This is a genomic window from Nocardioides piscis (assembly GCF_011300215.1).
Classification (GTDB): domain Bacteria; phylum Actinomycetota; class Actinomycetes; order Propionibacteriales; family Nocardioidaceae; genus Nocardioides; species Nocardioides piscis.
In genome coordinates this window covers 309,019-333,841 of the sequence record NZ_CP049866.1, presented here as the reverse complement: position 1 = coordinate 333,841, position 24,823 = coordinate 309,019, and the positions used below count along the sequence as shown (strand labels likewise).

Genomic DNA, 24,823 nt, shown 5'->3' with positions numbered 1-24,823 from the left:
GGCCATGTCACAGCGAGTTGCGGTCGTCGGGGCCGGGATAGTCGGGCTGTCCACCGCCTGGTTCCTCCAGGAGCACGGCTTCGACGTGACCGTCCATGACCGCACGCACGTCGCGGCCGGCTCCTCGTGGGGCAACGCCGGCTGGCTGACCCCCGCGCTGACGGCGCCGCTCCCCGAACCAGCCGTGCTGGCCTATGGCCTCAGGGCCGTGCTCAGCCCGGCCTCACCGGTCTATGTGCCCTTGCGCCCGGACCCCCGACTGCTGCGTTTCCTGATCGGCTTCGCCCGCCACAGCACCGCTCGGAGCTGGGGGCTGGGGATGCGCGCCTACGCCCCGATGAACCGGCGCGCGTTGGCTGCCTTCGACGAGCTGGTCGCGGGTGGGGTCGAGGTCCGCACCGAAGCCGCCGACCCGTTCCTGGCGTGCTTCCGGACAGCGGCGGAGCGAGATCCTCTGCTCGAGGAGCTGGCGCACATCCAGGCAGCGGGGCAGGACGTGAAGTTCGACGTCCTCGACGGCGAAGAGGCCAGCGCCGCGGATCCCGGCCTGTCCTCGGCGATCACGTCGGCTGTGCGGCTCCACGGGCAGCGCTACCTCGACCCGCCCGTCTTCCTCGACGCGCTGGCCGCGGCGGTCCGTGATCGTGGTGGCCGGATCCTCGAGGGGGCAGAAGTCACCGCCATCGAGGTGGACAGCGGCGGGGTGGCAGTGCTCGGCGCCGGGGCCCTGGACGGCGACAACCGGTTCGCCTCGGTCGTGATCGCCAACGGCGCCTGGCTCAGCAGGCTGGCGAGCAAGTTCGGCGTCCGACGACTGGTGCAGGCAGGTCGGGGCTACTCCTTCAGCGTCAGTGGGGACCGGCTGCCGCGAGGGCCGGTGTACTTCCCGACCCAGCGCGTGGCCTGCACCCCCCTCGCCACGCCCCGGGGTCCGCGGCTGCGAGTCGCCGGGATGATGGAGTTCAGGGCACCCGAGGCTGCGCTCGACCCCCGGCGCATCGACGCGATCGTCGACGCGGTCCGGCCGCTCCTGTCAGGCGTCGACCTCGACGGGCGAGACGACGAGTGGGTCGGCGCCCGGCCGTGCACGAGCGACGGTCTGCCGCTGATCGGCGCGACGAGCTCCCCCCGGGTGTTCGTCGCCGGGGGCCACGGCATGTGGGGGATCGCTCTCGGCCCCTTGACCGGCCAGCTCCTCGCCGGGCAGATCGCCCGTGGCATCACTCCGACCGAGCTCGTGCCGTTCGACCCGCTGCGCTGAGACCAGGCGGTCCGGGTTCACGGCGCGGCGACCAGCAGCGCAGTTTTGTGAATGTTCTGTGGTGAAGGACTGGGATCGGCGATTCCGCCCCTACGCTCGCGGGTCATGAGGACTGCCTTCGTCATGCGCACCGTCGCCAGCGTGATGGTGCTGATCGGTTGGGCGGTCGTCCTGGTGGGCCTGTACGTCATCCCGGTCTCGCCCGACCCCGAGCTGGACCTCGAGGCAGGGGGTCCTTTGCCGCCGGCTTCGCCATCTATCTGCCGGCCACGGCGCTCACGGTCCTCCTCCTCGGACTGCTGCCCACGGCAGTCTGGGCCAAGTGGGTCGGGCCGCTCGCGGTGGTGATGGCGGCGTGCCTCGTGTGTCCCTTCGGGTTCTGGATCCTCGCCCAGGACTACCTGCTCGACTACCGCCCCGGCCTCGAGGCCCTCGTGTGGTTCCACATCGGCCTCAGCGGAGCCGCACTGATCCTGGGCGCCACGGCTGCGGCCCTCACCCGTGAAGCCTCACTCGCGGCGCCCCTCGAGGTGGAGGTCAGTCCATCAGCTCGGTGACCAGCTGACGACCGGGCGGGCGATGACTCAGTCCAGCGCACCCGGGTCGGCCGGCACGTCCACCGAGTAGGCCTTCAGCACGTCGAGCGGGACGACGTCCAGCGCGCGCTCAGAGGTTGCGGCCAGGACGACGGGAGCGGCGAGCCCGGCGTCATACGCCTGCAGCCAGCGTATGGCGACGACACACCAACGATCGCCCGGCACGAGACCGGGGAAGCTCCACTCCGGTCGGGGCGTCGACAGGTCGTTGCCGACGGAGCGCTGGTGGGCCAGGAACTCCTCGGTCATCACGGCGCAGACCGCGTGCAGTCCGGCGTCGTGCGGGCCGACCGTGCAGGTGCCGTCGCGGTGATAGCCCGTCATCGGGTCGGTGCCGCAGGGCTCCAGCTCGCCGCCGAGGACGTTGCGCTCGCTCATGGACACAGCATGTCGGAACGTCAGCGACAGGGGAGGGACCCGAGCCGCGCGAGCCCCTCGAGGTCGCCGGGGCCGTGATCCACCTGCCCGCCGTTGCTGGCGTGCATCAGCTCCATCGGCTCGTTGACGTGTCCGAGCCCCACCACGTGGGCGATCTCGTGGAGCACCACTGCCTCCATCACGCGCGGCGACTGGGCGGATCGTGGAGTCGTTGAAGTGGGCGGTGTCGAGGACCACCCCGCCGGTCACGTAGTAGCGCCGGCCGGTGACGCCGCTCTCCGCGGAGGCGCCACCCAGCCCGGCGACGCTGCCGGCCAGCCCGGGGAACTCCAGCTCGTCGGCCCAGCCGATGACGACGGGGTCTTCGCCGCCGAGGGGCACGAAGCTGCCCGTGAACGGGCGTCGGTCGCTGTCACCGACGTCCTCGAAGGTCAGGCCGGTGACGGCCGAGGTGCGCTGGATCGCGCTCTCGACCAGGTCTCTGCCACCGACAGGCTCGCCGGTCGGGTTGACCGCGTACTCGATCGTCGAGCAGGGGTCCCAGCCGACCGGATCCTGCGACCCGGGCTGCGTCATGGCGAAGACGTAGTCGCCGCCGGCGGCGACGACCTCCGGCGCCGGCAACGACCGGGCTGGGCTGAGCCCGACGGCTCGGCGCACGGACTGGATCGAGTCGCCCGGATCGACCAGGACCACGACCGCGACGAGCGCGACGGTCAGCAGGGCGCCGACGAAGCGAGGGCGGACCGCGCGCGGCCGGCGACCGACGCCCGTCGCGGGCATCGCCCCCAGGCCGCGCTCCCGGTCGAGACGGTCGAGCGTGCGCATCGCCGCCTCCAGCTCGCGGGCGCGGCGACGTCGCTCCCTCGGCGACAGCTCCTCCCCGGTCACGGTGACGATTATTGCGCCCGGCCGGCTCTCTGACCGGGGTTCAGCCGCGGCGGCCCAGACGCGCGTCCGCGTGCTCGAGCATCCGCAGCATCACGCGGTCGGCGTCGTGGATCGTCGTCTCCAGGCTGGGCGCGGCCGCCAGCAGCTCGGCGACCTCAGGGGGAGGGGTGGCCCCGGCGGAGCGTGCGGCCCCGACGATCACACGGGCGGCTGCCAGGGCGGCGGCGCGGCGCATCGTGATCACCGCTTCATAGGTCGCCGGGCGTCCAGCCTGCGCGGGGACCTCCCAGGCGGCGAGCACCGCGGCGAAGGTGGGGGACAGGGCGACCACGGTCCACTCCCGGCGCATCGGCGAGACGTCCGAGAGCTGGCAGCGTGCGGGTCGGGCCTGCGGGTCGGCCGGCAGGTCGTCGTCGAACTCGGCGAGCACGGCCGACCACGTCGCCGTACGCGCGAGCTCCTCCCAGCGATGACGGGACCGGGCGAACTTGTGGCCCTCCTGGAAGGTGCCGAGGACCACCGACCGGTCGGCGCGAGCCAGGACCTCCTCCTCGATCGCGTGGGAGGCGGCGATGAGCGTCGCCTTGCCGAGCCGTTGTGGCCGCAGGTCGGGGAACTCGCGGATCAGCGTGGCGTGCACCGCCTCGCCGTGCTCCTGGCGGGAGCGCTGCAGGACCGCGTCGACGGCGAGGTGGAGCGGGACTCCCCGGTCGCGCGCCTCCTGCACCTCGCCGACCAGCAGCACGTCGGCCTCGGTGAAGCGCCGGTGTCCGGACGTGGTGCGCCGCCCTGCCGGGAACCCGAATCGGTGCTCCCAGGTGCGCAGCACGTTGGGCGTGACGCCCGTCCGTTGGGCCAGGACACCGATGCTGAAGTCGTCGGTCACGGTTGACCTTTCTCGTCGAACCTCTGGTAAAAACTCCTACATAGAGTTATACATGTCTGTAGAGGTTTTACCTAGTCAAGGAGCTCACCATGATCACCATGATTGTCATCAGTTCGGTCGCACTCTTCGTCGGCGTCGCCGGCAGCATCCTCATCTGGGGGTTCGACGCGTTGCGGGCCAACGAGATCGAGCAGACCTTGGTGGTCGCCGACCCGGCTGCACTGACCCAGGGGTCGGCGACGACTCCGCCCGCGATCACCCCGCGCTGATCAGCCGAGCCCGACGCGCGGTGACCGCACGCGCGGCGTCCTCGCCGGCCAGCTCGGCGTTGATGAAGGCGCCCACCCGCATGCCGTGAGCCGCGGAGGCCATGAGCGTCATGCTGATGTCGGTGCAGTTGCCGGCGGCATACACCCCACTCGCCGACGTCGCCCCTGTCATCTCCACCTGGATCACCGAGCCATACGCATGTCCGCCCATCTCGAACTGCGAGGGCTCGACGCCCAGCGGAGCGAGGATCTCGGCCCGCACCTGTGGCTTGGTCGCCACCACGATCGCCTCTCGCTCCAGGAGGGAACCGTCCGCCAGCCGCAGCCCGACGAGATGCTCGCCGTCGGTCACCACCTCGCGCGGTGTGCCGTGCACGATGCGGACGCCGATGGCCGTCAGCTTCTCCAGGTCGGCCTCGGGCAGCTCGGTGCCGTCGGTCACGACCATCACGACGTCGTCGGAGAGCTGGCGGAACAGCAGCCCGTGGTGGGCCGCCATCGGAGTGGTCGCGAGGACGGCGATCGCCCGGTCACGCACCTCCCAGCCATGGCAGTAGGGGCAGTGCAACACGTCGATGCCCCAGCGCTCCGCGAGCCCCGGGATGTCAGGCAGCTCGTCGACGACCCCGCCGGTGACCAGCACCCTGCGGGCGTCGACCTTCCTGCCGCCCTCGGTCGCGACCGTGAAGCCCGAGCCGGCGCGCTCCACGGTCACGACGCGGTCGGAGAGCAGCTCCACGCCATACGCCATCACCTCGGCCTGCCCGATCTCGAGCAGCTCGAGCGGGGAGTTCCCCTCGCGGCCGAGATAGTTGTGGGCGTGCTCGGCCGGGGCGTTGCGCGGCTCGCCGGCGTCGACCACCAACACGCTCCGCCGGGAGCGTCCCAGGGCCATCGCCCCGCTCAGGCCGGCGACGCCGCCACCGATCACCACCACGTCGAATGTCTTGTCCTGTGTCATGCCCACAGACTGCGCAGGAGCGTGCGTTATTGACAAACATCCTTGCTGGTATGGCAAAGTCTTCGCCATGGACGAGGACGTGCTGCGCGGCGTCGGGCCGCGCCTGCGCCAGCTGCGGCTGGAGCGTGAGGCGACCCTGAGCGACCTGGCCGAGGAGACCGGCATCTCGGTCAGCACGCTCTCGCGGCTGGAGTCGGGACAGCGCAAGCCGACCCTCGAGCTCCTGCTGCCGCTGGCCCGCGCCCACCGGGTCGCGCTCGACGAGCTCGTCGACGCTCCGGAGACCGGTGACCCCAGGGTGCGGTCGAAGCCGGTCGTGCGCCACGGCCGCACCTTCATCTCCCTCACCCGGCGCCCCGGCGGGCTCCAGTCGTTCAAGATGGTGCTGCCCGTCGAGGTGGCGACGACCCCGACCATGAAGACGCACGAGGGCTATGAGTGGCTCTATGTGCTCAGCGGCAAGGTCCGGCTCGTCCTGGGCACGCGCGACCTGGTCCTGGAGCCGGGGGAGGTCGTGGAGTTCGACACCCGCACACCCCACTGGATCGGCAACGGCGGGCAGAACCCCGCCGAGGTGCTGGCGATCTTCGGTCCCCAGGGCGAGCGCATGCACGTTCGCTCCTGAGGCGCCCGGCTCAGCGGCGGACCAGGCGCCGCAGGGCCAGGTGGGCCAGCGGCGCATAGGGGGCGAGGGCGATCGGCAGGTCGACCCAGGCCCGCGCTCCCTCCGGGACCTTGTCGACGCCGTGCTCCATCGTGACGCCCAGCGGCCGACCGACGCGCCACACCCAGCGCAGCTCGTCGCGGTCCACGACCAGGACCTCGAAGGGGATCCGCAGCAGCGCCGGACCGTGGGCCGTCCCCCTGCTGCCCGCGGTGATCACGCTGTCCGGACAAGTCACCCGGCGCAGCTGGGGCGCCCAGGTCGGCCAGAGGTCGGTCCTGGTGAAACGCTCCCAGACCTGCTGCGTGGTCGCCGGACCGGCGGCTGAGATTCGCATGCCTGCCACTGTGCCACTCCGGCTCGGCAGCGGGTCAGACCTTGCCGCGCAGGATGCGTCGGAAGTAGACCCACGGCAGCACGTAGCGGTCCACCCGCCACGTCGACCACCTGGGCCTGACCAGGTCGGGGAACGGGACCGAGGGCTGCGAACGCCCCTCGCGGTCGACCTCGACGAGCATGAGACGACGGCGGCTGAGGGTGATCGGCATGACCGTGTAGCCGTCGTAGTGCTGCATGGAGGCGTCGTCGGCGGCGCGCAGGTTGTGGGCGAGGACGTCGACCTGCTTGCGCAACGCGCCACCGGACGGTCGGGTGGCGACGTCAGCGACGTCGCCCAGCGACCAGATCGCAGGGAACCTGCGATGGCGCAGGGTGAGCGGGTCGACGTCCACCAGGCCACCGGGCGTGTCGCCTGCCAGGTCGCTGTCGGCGATCCACCCCGGCGCCCGGTAGTGGGGGACCACATGGGCAAAGGACAGCTCGTCCAGCTCTCGCTCACCTCCGGGTGTCGCGAGCCGGATAGTCCGGTCCCCGAGACCGACCACCCGGGCCTCCCGGATGACGTTGACCCCGTAGGACCTCAGCGCCTCTTCGACCAGCTCATCGGCACGAGGTATGCCGAGCGGTGTCGCCGTGGGGAGCGCCAACCAGACCTCGATGCGCTCGAGGACGCCTGATCGACGCCAGTGGTCGCACGCCATGAACAGCGGCTTGAGGGCGGTGGCAGCACAAGGAGCCGGTTCGGGCGGCACGGTGAACACCACCCGTCCCTGCTGCAGGTCGCGAAGTGCGGGCCACACGCGCGGGGCTGACTCCACCACGAACGTCGAGCCACCCCAGCCTGCGGCCTGGGACTCGACGAGTCCCGGGGTGTCGTCCCAGTCCTCCTCGAGTCCCGGGCAGAGCACCAGGGTGGTGGCCTGGATGCGACGCCCCTCGGCGGTGAGGACGCGGGGACCGGAGACGTCGACGGCCACGACGCGGTCCGCGATCGCCGTACACCCCTCGGGGACGACGTCGGCGGCCGGCTTCTCCAACGAGCCCATCGTCGCCTCGCCGACGCCGACGTAGTTCAGCAGCGGGCGGTAGCGGTGAACGGGCTCCGACTCGACCACGGCCACGTCGTGGGCTCCGTCTCGCAGGAGCCGGGCGGCGAGCGAGATCCCCGCGTTGCCGCCGCCCACGATCAGGATCTCGTGCTGCTCCACTGCTCCTCCTCGGTGTCCTGGTCGAGCTGATCCGTCGACCGTAGTCGCCACCCGGGAACAGGCCGTGAAGTCCACGAGACACCCACAGAGGTGCTCTTTGTGGTGCGAAGTTCGCCGTAAGTTCGCCCTCTCACCCATCGGGGGGATACTGGGTCAAATGGCTACCTCACCCGGCAACAAGCGCAAGCACCTCGCCAGCAGCCCGTTCCAGCCCGAGCCCGAGCTGGTGATCGAGGTGTATGCAGTGGACGACAAGGTCTGCCACGACCTCTACGGCGTCGGACGCGTGGTCGGTGTCGAGACCCACGCGGTGGCAGTGGACTTCGGATCCCGCACGGTTCGGATCCCCAGCCCCTACCGCAAGCTCCAGCAGCTCTGAGCGACCGGTCGCGCTACAACACCCGATGAGCGCGGCGCATGACCCGAACGGGTGGTTCGCTCTTGACTTCGGCTAGTCGCTTCGGATGAGATCTGTCGAATTTGAGGCGCTCGGCACGCTGCTCTCCCTAGGTTCGGGCGCGTGCCTGCTGCCCTACGGCCGCGTCTCGGAGGCTTCTCCGTCAGCGCGGCACTCATCGCGAGCGCTTTGGCGATCCCGGGAGCGGCAGTCGCCACCCACGCCGTAGCGGCTGGGCCAAGCACCTCCGCGTGCTCGTCGCCGATGCTCGAGCGGCCCACGAAGGTCGCGGCCCTGGTCAAGCAGGTCGGCAAGGACGCGCCCCTGCTCGCCCGGCTCGAGAACGCGGCGCTGCGCAGCTCGGGCCGGTCCGTCGACCTCGTCGAGCTGGCCGCAGACCCGACCGCATGGGTCGGCGGTTGCGGCGAGATCCACTTCGTCGAGCCCCTGCCCGAGGTCGAGGCGACCGACGCGCCCCAGCAGCTCGCGCCGCTGGACCAGACGTTCGGCCTCGAGTCGCGGCCCTCGGCCGGGCGCGTGATCTATCTCGACTTCAACGGCCAGACCGTGACGAACTCCTACTGGAACACGAACCCGAAGTATGGCGCCACGATCGTCGCCGCCCCCTTCTCGCTGGACGCCACCGTGAGCACGGACTTCAGTGAGCTGGAGCTGCGGCACATCCAGAACGTGTGGGCGGCCGTCGCTGAGGACTACGCCCCGTTCGACGTCAACGTGACCACCAAGGACCCCGGGACGGCCGGCATCAAGCGTTCGACCCTGGCCGACACCCAGTACGGCTCGCGGGTGGTGATGACGCAGGGCGGTCCCATCGCCGGCGCGTGCGGCTGCGCCGGCGTGGCCATGCTGGGCACCTTCGACCGCGTCGACGACAGCGAATACATGCAGCCGGCGTGGGTCTTCGGCTCCGGGCACGACACCTACGACGCCCTCACCGCGTCCCACGAGGTCGGCCACAACTTCAACCTCAGGCACCACGGCACGAGCAGCTCCGGCTACTACGCAGGAGCAGAGGCCTGGATCCCGCTCATGGGCGGCGGCGCACTCCGTCGGGTCTCGCAGTGGTCGGACGGGAGCTATCCCGACGCCAACAACGCCACCCAGGACGACCTGGCCCTGATCGCCGCCAAGGCGCCCTACATCCTCGACGACCACCCCGGAGCCGTCGGCGGCACGAACCTGGCGGTGGGCACCTCGGTGGCGGGCCGGATCGCCCGGCGGACCGACGTCGACCGCTTCTCCTTCACCGCCAGCGGTGCGACGACCGTCAGCGTCACCCACACCTCCTGGCTCCCGAACCTCGACGTCGGGCTGACCATCCTCGACGCCCTCGGAGCAACGGTCGCCACCGTCGATCCGATGGTCAGCAGTGACGGGCGCACCGGTCTCTCCGCCACCTGGTCCGGCACGCTGCCCCCAGGGTCCTATGTCGCCGTCGTGGACGGTGTCGGCACCGGTGACCCGAAGACGGCCGGCCGCTACAGCGACTACGCCTCCGTCGGCAGCTATGCCATCGGCCTGACCGCGTCCCTGACCCCGCCGACGACGCAGCCCCCGACCGTCGACCCCACGTCGACCACGGAGCCCACCACGACCGAACCGACCTCCCCGACCCCCACCCCGACGGTGGCCCCGACGCCGTCCCCGACGACGAGCGCGACCACTGCGCCGTTCGTCGGTGAGGTGCAGGTCGGCTCGCGGCCGAGCCGGATGGCGGCTCCGAGGGCCAAGGTACGGCGCACCAGGCTGGTCCTGACGTGGCTGCCGGCCACGTCCAACGGCAGCGCCGTCAAGGGCTACGTCATCGACTTCAAGCGAGGCCGGGACCGGGTCGTCGGCGTCGTCAAGAAGTCGGTGTTCAAGCACATGTTGCGTGGGCGCCACCGGGTCCGGGTCGCGGCCCGGAGCGAGGCGGGGACGTCGGCATACAGCAAGTGGGTCGTGGTCCGGATCCGCTGACCCCATGTCCGCCAGATGCGTCGTGGGCTAGCGTTGCGGCTGATGCCTGAGGATTACTGCGACCTGTGTGACCTGCCGCTGTCGACGTGCGTCCACGGGATGCCTGCGCCGCCCCCACCGCAGCCGGCCGCCCCCAAGGCCGCCAGGGCGCCCAGGACGGTCAAGCCCAGGGTCGCCCGGACGCCCGCTGCGCCGGCTGCTCCCACGCGGCGAGCCCCCCGGAAGTGGACCTCGCCCGAGGAGCTCGCCCCGCACATCGTGGGTGTCCTCCAGCACGCTGGGGGTGAGCTCGACGCGCCCGACCTCTTCGACGCCCTCGAGGCTCGACTGGGCGACGACCTGCTCGACGGCGACCGTCAGCTGACGCCCGAGGGCGAGCTGCGCTGGCGCTATGCCGCCCGCCGGGCCCGGCAGAGCCTGATCCGCGACGGTGTCATGGGCAAGGGCGCGCCCGGGACCTGGAAGCTTGGTTGACGTCCCCCGATCGGGGAAGTGCCCCACAAATGGGCTCCTCCGACCGTCCTAGCCCCAACTCGCCGGGACCAGTTCTCCAAATCCCGCACCTTGAGGCTCGCAAGTCTCTATCTTGAGTTTGGCCCAGTACTGGGCGAGCCGCCTCTCCCGGGCGGCGCGAGGAGAAAGTCATGGGGTTCACATGAGCGACCAGAGCCCGTCCGCCAAGGGGCGCGACTCCCGTCTGGCCATCGAAGGATGGCCGCTGCGACGAAAGGTTGCGCTCGCGCTCGCGGTCCCGCTGCTGCTGGCAGCTGTGTTCGGTGGCCTGCGAGTCACCAACGACCTTGAGAAGTCAGCCAACGCTTCGGCCAGCTCCAAGCAGGTCACCATTCTCGAGCCGGCGATCAAGTACCTGACCGCAGCCGAGGAAGGCATGGTGGCGGCCCAGTCGTCCACCGGCACCAGCCAGAACGACCTCGACGATGCCCTGGTGGAGATCAAGGCGGCCGGTGAGGAGCTCGAGGACACTCGTTCCGAAGCCGAGCTGACCCCCGGGCAGTCCGAGCAGGTCGCTGTCATCCTCGACCTGAGTCGTGCGCTCCGCGAGGGGTCGAGCGACCGGGTCAGCGCCAGCACCTGGATCGCCCAGCTGCGCCAGATGCAGTCTGGTGTCACCGAGCTGATCACGACGATCATCAACGAGCAGATCACTCCCGAGCCGCGCCTCGAGCAGCTCTCGCAGGCGCTCGGTGGTCGCTTCGCCCTGGCCATGCAGCAGGCCCTGACGGCCAACGAGGCCCAGGCCCGCTCGCGCTCCGGCGACCTCGCCCTCTATTCCGAGATCGGCGCCGAGAGCGCCGCCCTCGACCGTCTGGCCGGACAGGTCGGCGAGAAGGGCAACGAGTCCGTCGCCGAGCTGCGCTCCAACAACGGTCAGCGAAGCGACGCGCTCAGCACCGGCGAGACCATCGATGCGAGCAACGACGACTTCGACCCCTACAACCGGCTCCAGGGCCTGCTGATCCAGGGTGTCAACGACCAGCTCGCCGACACCGCGTCCGAGGCTCGCAACAGCGCGATCCTCAACGCCCTGCTGACGCTGCTCGCACTGATCGCCGCCATCCTGCTCGCCGTCACGGTCTCCCGCACCCTGGTCGGCCCGATCCGTCGGGTCCGCGAGGGCGCGCTCCGGGTCGCCAACTCCGACCTCCCGGCCGCGGTCGACCGCATCCGCAGTGGTGCCAGGCCAGCGCCCATCCGCCGCATCGACGTCACCACCGAGGAAGAGGTCGGTCAGCTCGCCCGCGCAGTGGACGACCTCCACCAGCAGGCCGTGACGCTCGCCTCGGGAGAGGCCGAGCTGCGTACGCAGGTCGGCGAGATGTTCGTGACGCTCTCGCGCCGCAACACCACGCTGATCAACCAGCAGCTCAACCTGATCGAGGCACTGGAGCGCGACGAGGAAGACCCGAAGCGTCTGGAGAACCTCTTCCGGCTCGACCACCTCGCCTCGCGCATGCGGCGCACCGCTGACTCGCTCCTCATCCTCGCCGACGCGCCCTCTCGTGCGGCCGGCTGGGAGCAGGTGTCGGTCGGCGAGACGCTGCAGGCAGCGACAGCGGGCGTCACCGAATACCAGCGCGTGCGCGTCGAGTCCCAGCTGGGCGTGCAGGTCGACGAGTCCGCCGCAGGCGACCTGGTCCACCTCGTCACCGAGCTGGTCGACAACTCACTGGCCTATTCCTCACCGCACACCCTGGTCACGCTCGGCGCATCGGAGGGCGACGCCGGCGTCACGATCACCGTTGCCGACTCCGGTCTCGGCATCCCGCCCGCCGAGCTCGAGCAGATCAATGAGAACCTCCGCAGCGGTGTCGAGGTCACGCCCGACACAGCCCGACGCATGGGCCTGTTCGTGGTCAGCCGCCTCGCGCAGCGCCACGGCATCAAGGTGACCCTGAAGGCCAACCGGGGCGACGGCATGACTGCCTACGTCCTGGTGCCGAACTCGATCCTCCCGGAGCGGGCACACCTCGCCCCGGTGGTCGACGCCGAGCCCGAGGTCCCCCTCAGCGCCCCGGTCGACGAGCCGGCCCAGGCCGCGCCCGTCGACCTCACGCCGGAGACGGTCGAGGTCGAGCAGCCCGAGCAGTTCGAGGCCGAGCAGTTCCAGCCCGAGCCCGAGCAGACCGAGCCCGAGCAGTTCGAGCCCGAGCAGTTCGAGCCCGAAGCTGAGCCCGAGCCCGAGCCCGAGCCGGAGCAGCCGGCGGCCAGCGACGACGACTCCGGAGTCGACAAGTCCGACCCGTTGGGCCTCGGCGTCCAGAGCATCTCGGCGCCGGGTGGCCTGCCGACCCGACAGCGCGGGGCAACCCTGCCGAGCCTCTCGGCCGCTGGGGTCGCCATCCCGACGGCCGATGGCGAGGAGGAGGAGAAGCCTTCCGTGTGGGGCAAGCGCCCCACCAGCGGCATCTCCCTGCGGTCCAAGCGCGACCTGACCCCCGTCCCCGACGCCACGGCCGCTGACGAACCCGCCGAACCCGCCGAGGAGCCTGCCGAGCCGCAGGACCTGGAGCAGGCTGCGGAGCTTCCGGAGACCTTCGAGCCAGTCGCGGTCGAGCCCGAGCCCGAGCCGGAGCCGGAGCCTGAGCCGGAGCCGGAGCCCGAGCCCGAGCCCGAGCCCGCCCAGGCAACCGTCGAGCAGGACGAGGCCTCGGCCGCGACCACCGACGACCCCGACGCGACGACGTACGGACAGATCGACGTCGAGGACGCTGCCTCCAACATCTCGGCGCTGATGGCCAAGATCCGCCCGCAGCGTGGTCGCCTGCCCATCCCCGACTACGACGAGGTCGATCACGCCGAGATCCTCGACGGTGGTGGACGCGACCGCGGCACCGCCGGTGACCCGTTGTCCGACCCGATGATTGAAAGTTCCCCCAACGGGACCCCGGTTGCGGCTACCGTTGGCTCATCGGTCGACGAGCCGGTCGCGGCCCACGCTGCGATCAGCTCGGAGCCGACTGCGACCACGGAGCAGCCGGCTCCGGCGGTCACGTCCGCCGGTGCGGACGACGGTCTGCCCCGCTCCTCGTGGCTCACCACCGACGAAGAGGCCCGGACCTGGGCCTCGACCGAGGTGGAGGCCGGGTGGGAGCGGACTGCTGATGTCCTCGAGACGCGGCATGAACCAACCAACGACGCCGGCCTGCCGGTCCGTCAGCCGGGTGCTCGCCTCGTGCCCGGAAGCGTGACCAAGCCGATCGGTGCAGCCGGTCGCGATCCCGAAGCCATCCGTGCCCGACTTTCAGCGCACAAGGCGGGCGTCCGCCGTGGACGCACCACCCCCGTGTCTGACCACCAGTAAGAAAGTAGATCTGAACATGACTCAGTCCCAGGGCCTCTCGGCCACCGACAACAACCTCAACTGGCTGGTGTCTCGCTTCGTCGAGGAGGTGACCGACGCAGCCCACGCCATCCTGGTCTCGGCCGACGGCCTCCTCATGGCCGAGAGCCAGAGCATCCCCGGTGAGCGCGCCGAGCAGGTTGCGGCCGTCTCCTCCGGTCTGGCGAGCCTTGCCGTCGGCGCCGCCCGCCTCTTCGACGGTGGGGCAGTGCTCCAGACCGTGGTGGAGATGGAGCACGGCTACCTCATGCTCATGAGCGTGGGCGACGGCTCCAACCTCACCGTCCTCACCGAGGAGGACGCCGACATCGGTCAGGTCGGCTACGAGATGGCTCTCCTCGTCGAGCGTGTCGGTCGCACGGTCGAGGCAGAGGCGCGAGTCAGCTCCTAGGAGCTGTCTTTCCGGGAGCGTAAGTGACACCAGACTCGAACGGCTCGGAGGACGAGGTCGCCCGACCTCGCTTCGTGCGGCCGTACACCATCACCTCGGGGCGGACCCACTCAACGGTGGACCTGCCGATGGAGGCGACCCTGCGCACCGAGGGCGGCGATGTCGGACAGGTGAGTGCTGCTGCACTCCAGGTGCTCGAAGTGTGCGACAAACGCTCTGTCGCCGAGTGCGCGGCCCTCGTAAAAATGCCGATAGGCGTCGTACGCGTCTTGCTCAGCGACCTCGTTGAGCATGGGTTCATCCGCGTGCAAGCAACCATCACTGAGAACTCGTCCAAGGACGAGCGGATAGAGCTCATCGAAAGGACCCTCCGTGGACTCCGCAGCTACTAGCCCACAGCGGCAGCCGAACTCGGCACCGTCGCGCAAGGCTGCCTCGACCAAGATCGTCATTGCCGGCGGTTTTGGTGTCGGCAAGACGACCATGGTCGGTTCGGTCTCCGAGATCCAGCCCCTGCGCACCGAGGCACTCGTGACCAACGAGTCCGAGGGCGTCGACAACCTCGACGCGGTGCCCAGCAAGCACACCACCACGGTGGCCATGGACTTCGGACGCCTCACCCTGGGTGAGGACCTGATCCTCTACCTGTTCGGAACTCCCGGACAGCGGCGGTTCTGGTTCATGTGGGACGACCTGTGCCACGGCGCCATCGGCGCCGTCGTCATCGTCGACACCTCCAGGCTCGACGACTCGTTCTCGCCGCTCGACTACTTCGAGGCCAAGGGTCTGCCCTTCATCGTGGCGGTCAACCAGTTCGAGGGCATCGAGCAGTACACCCTCGACCAGGTCAAGGAAGCTCTGGCGCTGCCGCCCGAGGTGCCGATCATCTCGATCGACGCCCGCGACCGCGACTCCGCCAAGGCCGCCCTGATCCGCGTGACCGAGTACGCCCTCGAGCACCTCACCCGCAACCTCGCCGGAGCCTCCTGATGGCCAAGCGCGGCATCTCCACGGCGCGTGCAGCCGTCGCCGGAGCGACCCTGCTGGCCCTCGCCGCCTGCGGCACCCAGCAGGCGGCGGGCAGCAGTGAGCCCGACCCGACCTTGATCGAGGACGGCGTGCTCTCGGTGTGCACGTCGCTGCCCTACGAGCCGTTCGAGTTCGAGCGGGACGGCAAGCTCGTCGGCTTCGACGTCGACCTCGTCAACGAGGTCGCAGCCGAGCTCGACCTCGAGGCCAAGTTCGTGAACGAGAAGTTCGAGTCGATCGAGTCCGGGGAGGCCCTCAACGAGGACCGCTGCGACGTGGCAGCTGCTGCCCTGTCGATCAATGGTGACCGCGCCCGGGTCGTCGACTTCTCCAGCCCCTACTTCAACGCAACGCAGGTGCTGGTGACGCTCAAGACCAGCCAGGCCACTGACCTCGCCGCCCTTGCGGGCGGCCGCCTGGCCGTGCAGGACGGCACCACCGGTGCCGTGTACGCCGCCGACCATGCGCCGGCCAACACCCAGATCATCAAGTTCTCCACCAAGGAGGACGTCGACTCGGCTGTCAGCGGCAGCACCGTCGATGCGGGCATCTACGACAACAACATCGTCGCGGAGGCCATCAAGGCCAACCCGGGGTTCCAGGTGGTCGCCGAGTTCGACACGGGCGAGCAGTACGGCATGGCGGTGAAGAAGGACGGCGACGTCGACCTGCTCCGCGTCATCAACAACGTCCTGGCCGACCTCAACGAGTCCGGTCGCTACGAGGAGATCCTCAAGGAGTGGTTCCCGGAGTCGACGTCCACGTCGTAGTCCCTCAGCGACTGACGAGATAGATCCCGACCGCCGACGGGATCAGGCCCACGAGCAGCCAAGCCGACAGTGGTCGGCGGCCGTGGATCGCCAGAGCAGCGGCGACCGCGATCACCCCGAACGCACCCGCGATCAGGCACAGCCCGACCTGGGCGCCTGGTCGCGGGTCGTCGAGGGTGATCGCGGCGACGATCAGGCCCACCACCAGGTGAAAGATCGTGGTGACCGCCAGGACGGACAGCACCCAGCGCTGGACCCGGGTGAGGTTCCTGGCCTCGGAGGCGTGGTCGCGCTGAGGTCGTGGTGCGTCGGGGTCCATCAGGTGGCGGGCGCGGCGCGGCGGGGTGGGCTGGCTCAACTGATGCTCCAGGGGTCGGTCACGGGCGCGCTCATGGCGCGATGGTCAAGAAGACGAAGGCTGCGAAGAGCACCAGGTGGACCCCACCCTGCAGTGGCTTGGCCCTGCCGGGCACGACGGTGAGGATGCTGACCAGCGCGGTCAGCACCAGCAGCACGATCTGCACGTCGTCCAGACCGAGCGTCAGCGGGCCGCTCAACCAGATCGACGCGACGGCGATCACCGGGATGGTGAGGCCGATCGAGGCCATGGCCGAGCCGAACCCCAGGTTGAGCCCGACCTGGACGCGTTCGCGCGCCGCAGCCCGCACCGCCGCGATCGACTCCGGCAGCAGCACGAGCAGCGCGATCACCACGCCCACGACCGCCTGGGGGAAGCCGACAGCGGAGACCCCGTCCTCGATGGCCGGGGACACGATCTTGGCGAGCCCGACGACGGCCACCAGGGAGACGACGAGGAGAGCGGCGCTCCACGTGGTCGTGCGATTGTCCGGGGGGTCTGCGTGGCCGTCGTCGTCCGCGTCGACGGGTTGGCCGGGTTTGAGGTTGGCACCTGCGCGATCGACAGGCAGGAAGAAGTCGCGGTGTCGGATCGTCTGGGTGAAGACGAACAAGCCGTAGAGGACCAGTGAGGCGACAGCCGCGAACGCCAGCTGTGGTCCGGTGTAGACGGCTCCGTTGGCCGACGTCGTGAACGAGGGCAGCACCAGGCACACGGTCGCCAGCGTCACCACGGTCGCCAGCGCGGATCCGGTGCCTTCGGGGTTGAACACGGCCAGGTGGTGCTTGAGCGCGCTGACCAGCAGCACGAGGCCGACGATCCCGTTGAGGCTGATCATCACCGCGGCGAAGACGGTGTCACGGGCCAGTGCGGAGGTGTCCTTGGTCGCCGTGATCATCAGTGTCACGATCAAGGCCACCTCGATCACGGTGACGGCGACTGCGAGCACGAGGGACCCGAGCGGCTCCCCGACGCGGTGGGCCACCACCTCGGCGTGGTGGACCGCGCTGAGCACGGCACCGATCAGCACCACCGCCACCAACGCGAGCACGGCCGAGCCCGGGTCCCTGCCCCAGGTGGCGCCCAGGAGCAGGGCCGCCAGGCCGGGGGTGACGACGTTCCAGCTCAGGCGCGGCATGCACCAACCCTAGTGAGCCGGTCGGCGAGGGGACCTCAGGCCTCCGGTGAGTGCAGCTTCTCCAGGCGAGCCGTCAGCTTGGCGACCCGATGGGAGTTGCCTCGCAGATCGACATACTGCTGACCGAAGATCGCGAGCAGTGCGTCGTCGAGGCGGCGTACGGCGCCTGCCGGATAGCGGTAGCCCATGCGCCGGATGATCGCGTCGGCGTCGACCGAGGTGAGCAGGCCACTCAGCTCGTCGAGCGAGGTGATGCCGAGCTCCAGCAGCAGGCCGCTGATCCAGCCGTAGTGGTCGGTGTGGGACCAACCCGCGTCCGAGTACTGCGCGGCGAGGAAGGACGCCAGCTCCTGCCCGCTGAGGCGGGGGTCGCTCGGATCGGTGTCGGCCACCGAGACCGGAGCCCCGGCCTGGAGCCGGTCGCGGATCGCCGAGAACTCGCGGTCCGCGAGCTCGAGAAGGCCGGCGGCCAGGGTGAAGCGGCGGTCGAGGTCGGGTGCGTGCTCCTGCGGGACCGTGCCCTTGTAGCGGATGTCGTGCTCGAACTCGGCCCACGCGTGCTGCAGGACGGTGCGCACCTGGACGCTCGCGCGGTGGGTGCCGCGGAGCTCGCCCACGTCGCTCGCGGTCAGCAGCAGGTGCCTGCTGGCATAGCCGAAACGCCCGGCGCGGGCCGTCTCCTGGCCGAGATCGCGGTCGTCGAGGACGGTGAGCTCGTCGTCGAGGAGGTCGGCGACCGCCGCCACGTCGCTGTGCACGTAAGTGATGACGCGGATGCCGATCTGGTCGGTCACCTGCGTGAGCGGGTCGGGATAGACGAGGGCGCCGTCGACCGTCCGGGCGGCCTTCGCCGCGAACGATGCGACGCTCTTGGCCCGTCCCGTGACGCTGAGGTAGTTGATGCCGGCGTCGTCGAGCAGGGTCGTGATGAGCTCGACGAAGCGCGCGGTCGGTCCGACCAGGCCGGGCTGGAGGGCCGCATAGGCCCGCACCGCCTCGCGCACGGGCAGGTCGAGGGGAGGTGTGGGCGGCTGATCGGGGGTCTGGTCGGGGGACGGCACGAGCACAGCCTGCCGTGTCTGCCGCCGACGCGCATGCTCTCCGCTCTCCACAGGGCGTCGCAGCCGGTTTGGCCGGTGGCCTCGTGGGGGATCCGGTCCTCATGAACGAGCACGAGGAGCCATCGACCAGGTTGAGCATCAGTCCTCCGCTGGACGAGGGCGAGGTCATGTTCCTGGCCGGCTTCTCCCGAGAACCTGTGCCGGGCCACGGTGGACACGGACCGGACGAGCAGGACCGAGGGGGCGGCGGCAGACCCGCCCGGATCTGGCCGGGTCAGCCGGCCGCGCCGTCCCCCTGGGTTCCGTGCAGGGGGGGCTGCTGCCTGGTCCTGGCCGCGCCCCGACCCGGGATCACGGTGGCGGGCCAGTGGCTCCGCTTCCTCCTCGAGGAGTTCCTGCCCCAGCCGGGTCGGTTGAGCGGCTGGGTGCTCGTGGTCGGGACGCCGGGGCGTCGACCGGGGCTGCTCATGGTGGAGCGGGGGGACGTGTTCGAGGGTCAGCTCGGCGACAGCCTGGGCTGGTCGGGCTGACGCGGCTCGACCAGCACCCCGGCTGCGCGCGCCGGCTCGGCATACTCCCGGGCCAGGGTCGTCACGGTGTGGTGGGCGTTGAGTCCGCTCGGGTTGGGAAGGACCCACAGCTCGGCCGGTCCGAACGGCTCCGGCTGGCGCCCAGTGGCAGCGTCGCGCCGGCCGAAGGCCTGGCGATAGGCGGTGACGCCGAGGATCGCCACCACGCGGGGGCGCAGCTCGGTGACCAGGGAGAGGAGGCGCTCGCCACCGGCGCGCAGCTCGGCGGCGTCGAGCTCGTCGGCCCGGGCGGTCGCGCGCGGGACGAGGTTGGTGATGCCCAGTCCTCGCTCGCGGAACCAGCTGCGGTCGTTCTCGTCCATGCCGGCGCCGGCGTCGATCGGACGATCGATGACGCCGGCCAGGAGCAGGGCGGGGTAGAACCGGTTGCCCGGCCGGGCGAAGTGGGTCTGGGTTGCTGCGGTCCACAGACCGGGGTTGATTCCGACGAACAGCAGCCGGACGTCGGGACCGATCAGGTCGGGAACCTCGGCGTCGCGGAACGACTCCAGCTCGGCGCGGGTGAAGCGGGCCATGTCCGCCAGCCTAGGAGGCGTGGGAACCTCGACCGTCGCAGCCACGTCCCACGTGTCGAAGGCGCGCGGTTCCTCCACCGCGACCGAGATGATCCAAGGAGCCCCCATGTCGGCACGACCCGCCCACACAGCTCGAGGTCGTCACTTCCGCCTGCTGGCCGGAACCGCCAGCACCCTCGTGCTCATCGCGGCAGCCGGCTGCGGCACCGAGACCGACCCCGGGAGCGCCACGGACCCGTCGCCGGCCACACCCTCCCAGACCGAGACGCAGGACGACCCCAGTGCCAAGGTCGGAGCCGACGAGGCGGACGGCGGCACCCTCAGCGTCGGTGACAGCGTCACGCCCGGACAGGCACATGTCGTCAGTGCATCCAACGTCAAGACCGAGCGGCCGCTGAACGCCTCCGCCCTGCCCGATGACGAAGCAGCCGAGGCCTACCTCGCCGATCTCGACCCGCGACTGGCCGAGGCGGTGCGCCCCGCGATCGAGGACGTCGAGGTGCCGTCGGACCACACGCTCTTCGCCTCGCTCGTCTCGGTGGGCTGCGACGAGCCGACACAGATCACCTGGACCAGGACCTTCGAGGGCATCACCGCCAACGGCAAGCTGCCCGTCAAGGGGGTCCAGTGCCTGGTGCCGGTGACGTCGTTGGCGCTGTTCCTGGTGCCCGGCCAGTGACCCGACCCGCGCAGTAGTCGCGAGTCGGCGCGGCCTGCACCTCGAGTCGGCGCGGCCCGCACCCCGAGTCGGCGCGGCCCGCACCCCGAGTCGGCGCGGCCCGCACCCCGAGTCGGCGCGGCCCGCACCCCGAGTCGGCGCGGACCAACACCTGGTGCGCAATACGCCGACTCGACGTGTCACCCGCGCCGACTCGGCCTGTGGTGCGCGCCGACTCGGCCTGTCACCCGCGCCGACTCGGCCTGTGGTGTGCGCCGACTCGGCCTGTCACCCGCGCTCACTCGCGGGCTGTGGGCGGTCAGGAAGCGGGTGCCGGGGTCGGGGTGGGAGCCGGCGCGGGCGGCGTCACGATGACGGGGGCAGCTCCCCGGCGTAGAAGATGCCCAACCCGTTGGCCACCTTGCGCTCGCGAAGGCCGTCCGAGGGCTCGTTGATCACGCCCATCTCGCCGGTCGCCTTGCGGGAGAAGAGCGTCGAGGAGCCGCCGCCGTCGAGGTTGAGGGCGCTGTCGGCGCCGAGCGCCTGCATCATGTTGGCCAGCTCGACCATGGTGTAGCCACGGCTGGCTTCGGAGCGTCCGTCGATGACCAGGAACAGCAGCTTGCGGCCGTCGACGTCGACGCCCACCGCCGTACGCGGGTGCAGGAGGCGGTCGTTGACCACGGTGCGGACGCCGTTGAGCAGCAGCGGCCGGTCGCCGGAGACCGCGACGGTCGCGCCCGGCTTCGACCTGTACTTGAACGTCGCCTTGCGACCGACCTTGAGGGACTTGAGCAGTGCTGCGGACTTGCCGCGGGCGACCATCACCTGTCCCTTGACCTTGCGGCCCTTGGACAGGCGGTGGCTGTTGGAGACGATCCGGCCGCCGACGACGACGACCTCGCGGACCTTCTTGGCCTCGCCGTCGGTGACGGAGTAGCCCTTGGTCCAGCCCCAGTCACTGGTGTAGAGGCCGATGGAATCGGGAGCGACGGTGGGCGCGTTGACCCCGCTGACGGGCCAGCGCGGGCGCTGGCGCAGCTTGGCCCTGGTGGCCAACGGACCGATCTGCGGCTGCCCGGCCGCATCGAGGTAGAAGGACGCGTTCTCCGGGATCCAGCCCGTCTCCGAGCCCTGGACCAGCCCGCGCTCACGGTCGACGCCGACGCCCAGGGCCGCCCCGGTGTCGGAGATGTCGAAGAAGTCGCCGTTGACGGCGCCGATCGTCCCAGCAGCGGTTCCCATCTGGCTCACCGTCTGGCGGCGTACGGCGTAGGGGGCGCCGAGGTAGTCGAGGGAGATGTTGGGGGCGTTCAGGTCGACGGTGAGGAGGTTGGCCCGGACCGGCCCCCGGTGGTCGGTCTGGTCCCACTCCCGGATCGTCAGGCCGGGCGCGATCTCATAGGTCGAGTCAGTGGTCACGACCGGAGTGGTGGCGCGAGCCCCACGAGGAAGCGGCTTGGCGAAGCCGGGGCGCGCACCGTCGGAGGTCTGCCCGGGGCGGCCCATGACCGTCCCGCGCTCGCGCAGTGCCCGGCGCTGCAGCGGACCCAACCGGTCGCGCCGGCCGTCGTCGGTGCCGGTGGCGGTGCCGGCCGTGGCGGGCGTCAGGGCGGCGGAGGCCGAGGTGGCGGGCGCCGTGGCGCCCAGCATGGCGCACGTCATCGCCCCGGCGAGGATGGATCCGGTCAGTCTGGGGAAGGAAAGCACGCCCTCCACATTAAGGCGGCGCTGGCGGCCCGTTCCCGAGGCTCGGGGTGTGTCGGCGCCCGGGCGCCGGTGGGTCAGGAGGAAGTCGGTCACGGAGGTGAAGACGAAGGCCCGACACGGATAGTTGTCGCGGCTAGGCTGCGAGGCGTGGTCGAGCCGGTCGAGAACACCTTCATCGAGGGTGACAACCTCGACGTGCTGCCCACCATCGCGGCCGGCAGCATCGACCTGGTCTACACCGATCCGCCCTACAACACCGGCAACGACTTCGCGTATGCCGACTCCTTCGGGCACCGCGGCGGCGGTCGGGCCGGCCGGCACGCAGCCTGGGTCGAGATGATGCGGCCGCGCCTGGTCGCGATGCGCGACGTGCTGGCCGACCCCGGAGCCGTGTTCATCAGCATCGACGACAACGAGGCGGCATACCTGCGACTGCTGCTCGACGAGGTCTTCGGCGAGGCCAACTTTCTCGCCCAGGTCGTGGTCAACCTCAACCCCAAGGGCCGCCAGCTCGGCAAGGGGTTCGCGACCAGCCACGAATATCTCCTCGTCTATGCCCGCGACGCGCAGCGCTGCGTGCTCGACGCGAGCAGTCCCGACACGGTCGACGCTGGTGACTTCCCGCTGGTTCACGCCGACGGACGCGCCTTCCGGCACCTGCCGCTGCGCAACACCAACAAGAAGTTCAACCCGGTCACCTCGCCCACCCTCCACTTCCCCGTGTACGGCGATCCGCTGACCGGCCGGGTCGCGACCTCACACTTCGGCGAGGCCGTCGAGGTGTGGCCCGTCTTCGGTGACGGGCGGCCCGCCGTCTGGCGCTGGTCGCGTCCGCGGATCGACGAGCGGCCGCACGACCTGGTGTGCCGGGAGATCAGCGGCCGCCACGGCGCCCGGATCGACGTGTTCCAACGCGACTGGCTGCACCGCGAGGGGGGTCGGCGCAAGAAGCTGCGCACCATCTGGCTCGCGGAGGAGGTCGGCTCGACCGACACGGCCGTCGCCGAGCTCAAGGGACTCCTCGGGCACGTCTTCGAGTCACCGAAGCCGACGGGGCTGGTGCGGCGGATCCTGGCCACGATGCCCGCCGACGCGGTGGTGCTCGACCCGTTCGCCGGCAGCGGGACCACCGGGCACGCCGTTGCCCTCGCCAACGCGGCGGACGGCGGCACCCGGCGCTGCATCAGCATCGACGTCGCCGAGCCGACCCGACCCGGCTCGAACGCCGCCAGGGCCGGGCTGGCCACCGTCGCGGACATCACCAGGGCGCGGCTGAGCGCCGTGGCCGAGCGCTTCGGCGGGGGTCTCGAGCTCCGCTGAGCGCCGACTCGCGCTGCGTTGAGCGCCGACTCGCGCTGCGTTGAGCGCCGACTCGGCGGGTGTTGAGCGCCGACTCGGCGTGTGTTGAGCGCCGACTCAGACCCCGGCAGCCTTCTCCAGGGCCTCGAGCTCCTCGTCGAGGTGGCCCAGCAACCGCTGGAGGCTGGGCACGGTGCGCCGGCAGCCGGTGATCCCGAAGCCCATCTTGCCGTCGTAGGACGTGCAGGTGATGTTGAGCGCCATGCCGTTGATGGGGATCGAGAGGGATAGGTGCCGACCAGCTGGGCGCCGTTGTAGTACTGCGTCTGCTGGGGCCGGGGACGTTGCTGATGATCACGTTGAACGGCGGCCGGACGATGCCCTGCAGCCGCAGCATCGGGATGAGGGCCGAGGGGATCATCCCGATCGCACTCATCGCCAGGATCTGGGTGGGAGTCATCGAGGACAGGGCGGCCTTGCCCCGGTCCATCGACCGGTGCACCGACTCCAGCCGGTCGCCGGCGGACGGCAGGTGGGTCCCGAGCTGGACCATCACCGCGCCGACCGCGTTGCCGCCGTCGGCCGAGGCGACCTGGGAGTCCTTGGCGTTGAGCCCGACGGGCACCATCGCGACGAGCGAGGTGTCCGGGAGGGAGTGCTGGTCGAGGAGATAGCTGCGCAGGGCGCCGCTGCACATCGCCATCACGACGTCGTTGATGGTGGTGCCGGTCGCCTTGCCGACCGCCCGCATCCGCTCGACCGGCCAGTCCTGGGCCGCGAAGCGGCGGGAGCCGGTGATCGACTGGTTGAAGATGGTGCGGGGAGCGTGGAGCGAGAGGGCGGACGTCTCGTTGCGGACCCCGGCGTTGAGCGTCCTGATCAGCGCCGCGGGCATCCCGGCAGCCTCAGCGGTGATGCCCAGCGCCGTACGCAACGCGCTCATCGGGATCTGCGTCAGGTCCGCCTCCGCCGTCGGTCGCTCAGGCGCCGACGACGGGCGCGCACCCCACGGCGGGGGCATGTCGCGCTGCTCGGGGTCGGTGCTGAGCACGCTCTGCATCAGCCGCATAGCCGAGACTCCGTCGACGAGCCCGTGGTGGACCTTGGTGTACATCGCCACGCGTCCGTCGCGCAGTCCCTCGATGACGTGGGCCTCCCAGAGCGGACGCTCGCGCGCGAGCCGCGACGAGTGCAGGCGCGAGCAGAGGTCGAGCAGCTCGCGATAGCGACCCGGCTTGGGCAGCGCGCTGTGCCGCACGTGGTGCTCGATGTCGAACTGGGCGTCGGGCTCCCAGACGTATTGCCCGCCGGTGGTCAGGGAGCGGCGAGGGTGCTTGAGGAACAGCGGCGAGATCGCCTGTGGCGACGACATCGACTCATACATCTCGCGCACGTAGTCCTTGCCGGCGCCCTCGGGCTTCTTGAACAGCTGCAGGCCGCCCACGTGCATCGGCTGGGTCCGGCTCTCCGCATAGAGGAATGCGGCGGATGGGGGGTCGATCAGTGTGGCCACGCGGGACAGCCCTCTCGTCGGAGTGGCCCCGATCCTTGCCTGATCCGGTCGGTGCCACAAGGGAAACGACGATCGGGCACGGACGTGATGCTCTGGCAG

Annotated in this window: 26 protein-coding genes; 15 read left to right on the top strand and 11 right to left on the bottom strand. The window is 70.5% G+C overall.

The genetic code is table 11. From position 1 onward, the window contains the following. The first annotated feature begins 4 nt into the window (after positions 1 to 4). Positions 5 to 1,261 (top strand): NAD(P)/FAD-dependent oxidoreductase, encoded by a 1,257-nt coding sequence (locus tag G7071_RS01725; protein ID WP_166314096.1) that lies wholly within the window; start codon positions 5 to 7, stop codon positions 1,259 to 1,261. 158 nt (positions 1,262 to 1,419) lie between these two features. After that, on the top strand, positions 1,420 to 1,818 hold the full coding sequence (locus tag G7071_RS01720) for a hypothetical protein (RefSeq protein ID WP_166314093.1): 399 nt from the start codon (positions 1,420 to 1,422) through the stop codon (positions 1,816 to 1,818). Between the two features lie 27 nt (positions 1,819 to 1,845). Here G7071_RS01720 and G7071_RS19895 read toward each other — a convergent pair whose 3' ends face one another. Together G7071_RS19895 and G7071_RS01700 are read right to left on the bottom strand one after the other, a co-directional pair. Continuing rightward, a complete protein-coding gene (locus G7071_RS19895) occupies positions 1,846 to 3,126 on the bottom strand; it encodes a DUF2237 family protein (RefSeq protein ID WP_246210307.1) in 1,281 nt (426 codons plus the stop codon). Between the two features lie 40 nt (positions 3,127 to 3,166). Next, positions 3,167 to 4,012 carry a DICT sensory domain-containing protein gene (locus G7071_RS01700; RefSeq protein WP_166314084.1) on the bottom strand — a complete coding sequence of 282 codons (846 nt, stop codon included), beginning with the start codon at positions 4,010 to 4,012 and terminating at the stop codon, positions 3,167 to 3,169. Between the two features lie 89 nt (positions 4,013 to 4,101). Here G7071_RS01700 and G7071_RS01695 point away from each other — a divergent pair, with 89 nt between their 5' ends. Continuing rightward, complete coding sequence (locus G7071_RS01695) at positions 4,102 to 4,281, top strand: hypothetical protein (RefSeq protein WP_166314082.1); 180 nt, start codon at positions 4,102 to 4,104, stop codon at positions 4,279 to 4,281. Here G7071_RS01695 and G7071_RS01690 read toward each other — a convergent pair. Continuing rightward, complete coding sequence (locus G7071_RS01690; protein ID WP_166314080.1) at positions 4,268 to 5,242, bottom strand: NAD(P)/FAD-dependent oxidoreductase; 975 nt, start codon at positions 5,240 to 5,242, stop codon at positions 4,268 to 4,270. The genes G7071_RS01695 and G7071_RS01690 overlap by 14 nt on opposite strands. A 67-nt stretch (positions 5,243 to 5,309) precedes the next feature. Between G7071_RS01690 and G7071_RS01685 the strand changes: the two genes are divergently transcribed. After that, positions 5,310 to 5,867 carry a helix-turn-helix domain-containing protein gene (locus G7071_RS01685; protein WP_166314078.1) on the top strand — a complete coding sequence of 186 codons (558 nt, stop codon included), beginning with the start codon at positions 5,310 to 5,312 and terminating at the stop codon, positions 5,865 to 5,867. A 10-nt stretch (positions 5,868 to 5,877) separates the two neighbouring features. Here G7071_RS01685 and G7071_RS01680 read toward each other — a convergent pair whose 3' ends face one another. Continuing rightward, positions 5,878 to 6,243: an SRPBCC family protein gene (locus G7071_RS01680; RefSeq protein WP_166314076.1), complete on the bottom strand. Its 366-nt coding sequence runs from the start codon at positions 6,241 to 6,243 to the stop codon at positions 5,878 to 5,880. A gap of 34 nt (positions 6,244 to 6,277) precedes the next feature. Continuing rightward, positions 6,278 to 7,453 carry an FAD-dependent oxidoreductase gene (locus tag G7071_RS01675; protein ID WP_166314074.1) on the bottom strand — a complete coding sequence of 392 codons (1,176 nt, stop codon included), beginning with the start codon at positions 7,451 to 7,453 and terminating at the stop codon, positions 6,278 to 6,280. 157 nt (positions 7,454 to 7,610) lie between these two features. On the opposite strand from G7071_RS01675, the gene G7071_RS01670 reads away from it, so the two are divergent. The 8 genes from G7071_RS01670 (at position 7,611) to G7071_RS01635 (ending at position 15,882) form a co-directional block, all read left to right on the top strand. After that, positions 7,611 to 7,832, top strand: coding sequence for a hypothetical protein (locus G7071_RS01670; RefSeq protein WP_166314072.1), 222 nt, complete (start codon positions 7,611 to 7,613; stop codon positions 7,830 to 7,832). A gap of 141 nt (positions 7,833 to 7,973) precedes the next feature. Beyond that, the gene (locus G7071_RS01665) at positions 7,974 to 9,830 is read left to right on the top strand and encodes a hypothetical protein (RefSeq protein ID WP_166314070.1); all 1,857 of its coding nucleotides are present in this window, start codon (positions 7,974 to 7,976) and stop codon (positions 9,828 to 9,830) included. A gap of 42 nt (positions 9,831 to 9,872) precedes the next feature. Beyond that, positions 9,873 to 10,304 carry a hypothetical protein gene (locus G7071_RS01660; RefSeq protein ID WP_246210306.1) on the top strand — a complete coding sequence of 144 codons (432 nt, stop codon included), beginning with the start codon at positions 9,873 to 9,875 and terminating at the stop codon, positions 10,302 to 10,304. 181 nt (positions 10,305 to 10,485) lie between these two features. After that, complete coding sequence (locus G7071_RS01655) at positions 10,486 to 13,653, top strand: sensor histidine kinase (RefSeq protein ID WP_166314068.1); 3,168 nt, start codon at positions 10,486 to 10,488, stop codon at positions 13,651 to 13,653. Between the two features lie 16 nt (positions 13,654 to 13,669). Next, a complete protein-coding gene (locus G7071_RS01650; RefSeq protein ID WP_166314066.1) occupies positions 13,670 to 14,083 on the top strand; it encodes a roadblock/LC7 domain-containing protein in 414 nt (137 codons plus the stop codon). Positions 14,084 to 14,199: 116 nt separating this feature from the next. Next, complete coding sequence (locus tag G7071_RS01645) at positions 14,200 to 14,475, top strand: DUF742 domain-containing protein (protein WP_246210305.1); 276 nt, start codon at positions 14,200 to 14,202, stop codon at positions 14,473 to 14,475. Further along, positions 14,456 to 15,073 (top strand): GTP-binding protein, encoded by a 618-nt coding sequence (locus tag G7071_RS01640; RefSeq protein WP_166314064.1) that lies wholly within the window; start codon positions 14,456 to 14,458, stop codon positions 15,071 to 15,073. Before G7071_RS01645 ends, G7071_RS01640 begins: the two co-directional genes overlap by 20 nt. Then, a complete protein-coding gene (locus G7071_RS01635) occupies positions 15,073 to 15,882 on the top strand; it encodes an ABC transporter substrate-binding protein (RefSeq protein ID WP_166314063.1) in 810 nt (269 codons plus the stop codon). Before G7071_RS01640 ends, G7071_RS01635 begins: the two co-directional genes overlap by 1 nt. 4 nt (positions 15,883 to 15,886) lie before the next feature. Here G7071_RS01635 and G7071_RS01630 read toward each other — a convergent pair whose 3' ends face one another. The 3 genes from G7071_RS01630 to G7071_RS01620 are packed head-to-tail and all read right to left on the bottom strand — an operon-like array spanning position 15,887 to position 18,439. Beyond that, positions 15,887 to 16,240 (bottom strand): hypothetical protein, encoded by a 354-nt coding sequence (locus G7071_RS01630; RefSeq protein WP_246210304.1) that lies wholly within the window; start codon positions 16,238 to 16,240, stop codon positions 15,887 to 15,889. 31 nt (positions 16,241 to 16,271) lie between these two features. After that, the gene (locus tag G7071_RS01625; protein WP_166314062.1) at positions 16,272 to 17,378 is read right to left on the bottom strand and encodes a calcium:cation antiporter; all 1,107 of its coding nucleotides are present in this window, start codon (positions 17,376 to 17,378) and stop codon (positions 16,272 to 16,274) included. Positions 17,379 to 17,413: 35 nt separating this feature from the next. Continuing rightward, the gene (locus tag G7071_RS01620) at positions 17,414 to 18,439 is read right to left on the bottom strand and encodes a GTP pyrophosphokinase (RefSeq protein ID WP_281351717.1); all 1,026 of its coding nucleotides are present in this window, start codon (positions 18,437 to 18,439) and stop codon (positions 17,414 to 17,416) included. A 101-nt stretch (positions 18,440 to 18,540) separates the two neighbouring features. Between G7071_RS01620 and G7071_RS01615 the strand changes: the two genes are divergently transcribed. Further along, positions 18,541 to 18,969: a hypothetical protein gene (locus tag G7071_RS01615; protein ID WP_166314061.1), complete on the top strand. Its 429-nt coding sequence runs from the start codon at positions 18,541 to 18,543 to the stop codon at positions 18,967 to 18,969. On the opposite strand, the gene G7071_RS01610 is transcribed toward G7071_RS01615, so the two are convergent. Then, positions 18,936 to 19,544 carry a mismatch-specific DNA-glycosylase gene (locus G7071_RS01610; protein WP_166314060.1) on the bottom strand — a complete coding sequence of 203 codons (609 nt, stop codon included), beginning with the start codon at positions 19,542 to 19,544 and terminating at the stop codon, positions 18,936 to 18,938. The genes G7071_RS01615 and G7071_RS01610 overlap by 34 nt on opposite strands. A 19-nt stretch (positions 19,545 to 19,563) precedes the next feature. Here G7071_RS01610 and G7071_RS01605 point away from each other — a divergent pair, with 19 nt between their 5' ends. Continuing rightward, complete coding sequence (locus tag G7071_RS01605) at positions 19,564 to 20,223, top strand: hypothetical protein (RefSeq protein ID WP_166314059.1); 660 nt, start codon at positions 19,564 to 19,566, stop codon at positions 20,221 to 20,223. Between the two features lie 345 nt (positions 20,224 to 20,568). Here the strand turns inward: G7071_RS01605 and G7071_RS01600 are convergent, their stop codons facing one another. Continuing rightward, on the bottom strand, positions 20,569 to 21,912 hold the full coding sequence (locus G7071_RS01600) for a phosphodiester glycosidase family protein (protein ID WP_166314058.1): 1,344 nt from the start codon (positions 21,910 to 21,912) through the stop codon (positions 20,569 to 20,571). Positions 21,913 to 22,059: 147 nt separating this feature from the next. Between G7071_RS01600 and G7071_RS01595 the strand changes: the two genes are divergently transcribed. Beyond that, a complete protein-coding gene (locus G7071_RS01595; RefSeq protein ID WP_166314057.1) occupies positions 22,060 to 23,232 on the top strand; it encodes a site-specific DNA-methyltransferase in 1,173 nt (390 codons plus the stop codon). Here G7071_RS01595 and G7071_RS01590 read toward each other — a convergent pair. After that, entirely contained in the window at positions 23,171 to 24,724 is a 1,554-nt protein-coding gene (locus G7071_RS01590) for a wax ester/triacylglycerol synthase family O-acyltransferase (protein ID WP_206062875.1), read from the bottom strand. The genes G7071_RS01595 and G7071_RS01590 overlap by 62 nt on opposite strands. Between the last annotated feature and the right edge of the window lie 99 nt (positions 24,725 to 24,823).